Origin of the sequence: Kluyvera genomosp. 3 (assembly GCF_011765685.1) — a bacterium.
Classification (GTDB): domain Bacteria; phylum Pseudomonadota; class Gammaproteobacteria; order Enterobacterales; family Enterobacteriaceae; genus Kluyvera; species Kluyvera georgiana_A.
Map to the genome: position 1 here is coordinate 554576 of NZ_CP050321.1, position 2567 is coordinate 557142.

Below are 2567 nucleotides of genomic sequence, written 5' to 3' on the forward strand. Positions count from 1 at the left end.
GGGTGTGACTGCGTACCTTTTGTATAATGGGTCAGCGACTTATATTCTGTAGCAAGGTTAACCGTATAGGGGAGCCGAAGGGAAACCGAGTCTTAACTGGGCGTTAAGTTGCAGGGTATAGACCCGAAACCCGGTGATCTAGCCATGGGCAGGTTGAAGGTTGGGTAACACTAACTGGAGGACCGAACCGACTAATGTTGAAAAATTAGCGGATGACTTGTGGCTGGGGGTGAAAGGCCAATCAAACCGGGAGATAGCTGGTTCTCCCCGAAAGCTATTTAGGTAGCGCCTCGTGAATTCATCTTCGGGGGTAGAGCACTGTTTCGGCTAGGGGGTCATCCCGACTTACCAACCCGATGCAAACTGCGAATACCGAAGAATGTTATCACGGGAGACACACGGCGGGTGCTAACGTCCGTCGTGAAGAGGGAAACAACCCAGACCGCCAGCTAAGGTCCCAAAGTCACAGTTAAGTGGGAAACGATGTGGGAAGGCTCAGACAGCCAGGATGTTGGCTTAGAAGCAGCCATCATTTAAAGAAAGCGTAATAGCTCACTGGTCGAGTCGGCCTGCGCGGAAGATGTAACGGGGCTAAACTGTGCACCGAAGCTGCGGCAGCGACACTATGTGTTGTTGGGTAGGGGAGCGTTCTGTAAGCCTGCGAAGGTGTCAACTGTGCACCGAAGCTGCGGCAGCGACACTATGTGTTGTTGGGTAGGGGAGCGTTCTGTAAGCCTGCGAAGGTGTCTCGTGAGGGATGCTGGAGGTATCAGAAGTGCGAATGCTGACATAAGTAACGATAATGCGGGTGAAAAACCCGCACGCCGGAAGACCAAGGGTTCCTGTCCAACGTTAATCGGGGCAGGGTGAGTCGACCCCTAAGGCGAGGCCGAAAGGCGTAGTCGATGGGAAACAGGTTAATATTCCTGTACTTGGTGTTACTGCGAAGGGGGGACGGAGAAGGCTATGTTAGCCGGGCGACGGTTGTCCCGGTTTAAGCATGTAGGCGGGTGTTTTAGGTAAATCCGGAACGCTACTAACGCTGAGGTGTGATGACGAGGCACTACGGTGCTGAAGTAACAAATGCCCTGCTTCCAGGAAAAGCCTCTAAGCATAACGCTGAGGTGTGATGACGAGGCACTACGGTGCTGAAGTAACAAATGCCCTGCTTCCAGGAAAAGCCTCTAAGCATCAGGTAACATCAAATCGTACCCCAAACCGACACAGGTGGTCAGGTAGAGAATACCAAGGCGCTTGAGAGAACTCGGGTGAAGGAACTAGGCAAAATGGTGCCGTAACTTCGGGAGAAGGCACGCTGATATGTAGGTGAAGTGATTTACTCATGGAGCTGAAATCAGTCGAAGATACCAGCTGGCTGCAACTGTTTATTAAAAACACAGCACTGTGCAAACACGAAAGTGGACGTATACGGTGTGACGCCTGCCCGGTGCCGGAAGGTTAATTGATGGGGTTAGCGGCAACGCGAAGCTCTTGATCGAAGCCCCGGTAAACGGCGGCCGTAACTATAACGGTCCTAAGGTAGCGAAATTCCTTGTCGGGTAAGTTCCGACCTGCACGAATGGCGTAATGATGGCCAGGCTGTCTCCACCCGAGACTCAGTGAAATTGAACTCGCTGTGAAGATGCAGTGTACCCGCGGCAAGACGGAAAGACCCCGTGAACCTTTACTATAGCTTGACACTGAACACTGGTCCTTGATGTGTAGGATAGGTGGGAGGCTTTGAAGCGCGGACGCCAGTTCGTGTGGAGCCATCCTTGAAATACCACCCTTTAATGGCTGGTGTTCTAACGTAGACCCGTGATCCGGGTTGCGGACAGTGTCTGGTGGGTAGTTTGACTGGGGCGGTCTCCTCCTAAAGAGTAACGGAGGAGCACGAAGGTTAGCTAATCCTGGTCGGACATCAGGAGGTTAGTGCAAAGGCATAAGCTAGCTTGACTGCGAGAGTGACGGCTCGAGCAGGTGCGAAAGCAGGTCTTAGTGATCCGGTGGTTCTGAATGGAAGGGCCATCGCTCAACGGATAAAAGGTACTCCGGGGATAACAGGCTGATACCGCCCAAGAGTTCATATCGACGGCGGTGTTTGGCACCTCGATGTCGGCTCATCACATCCTGGGGCTGAAGTAGGTCCCAAGGGTATGGCTGTTCGCCATTTAAAGTGGTACGCGAGCTGGGTTTAGAACGTCGTGAGACAGTTCGGTCCCTATCTGCCGTGGGCGCTGGAGAATTGAGGGGGGCTGCTCCTAGTACGAGAGGACCGGAGTGGACGCATCACTGGTGTTCGGGTTGTCATGCCAATGGCATTGCCCGGTAGCTAAATGCGGAAAAGATAAGTGCTGAAAGCATCTAAGCACGAAACTTGCCCCGAGATGAGTTCTCCCTGACCCTTTAAGGGTCCTGAAGGAACGTTGAAGACGACGACGTTGATAGGTCGGGTGTGTAAGCGTAGCGATACGTTGAGCTAACCGATACTAATGAACCGTGAGGCTTAACCTTACAACGCCGAAGATGTTTTGGCGAAGAGACGAAGATTCAGCTTGATTACAGAT

The 2567-nt window shown here is 52.6% G+C and carries 1 rRNA gene (cut by a window edge); it reads left to right on the top strand.

What is annotated here, in order from left to right:
• A 23S ribosomal RNA gene (locus tag GY169_RS23295) occupies window positions 1-2514 on the top strand; it begins 1930 nt to the left of the window's first position.
• Window positions 2515-2567 lie beyond the last annotated feature (53 nt).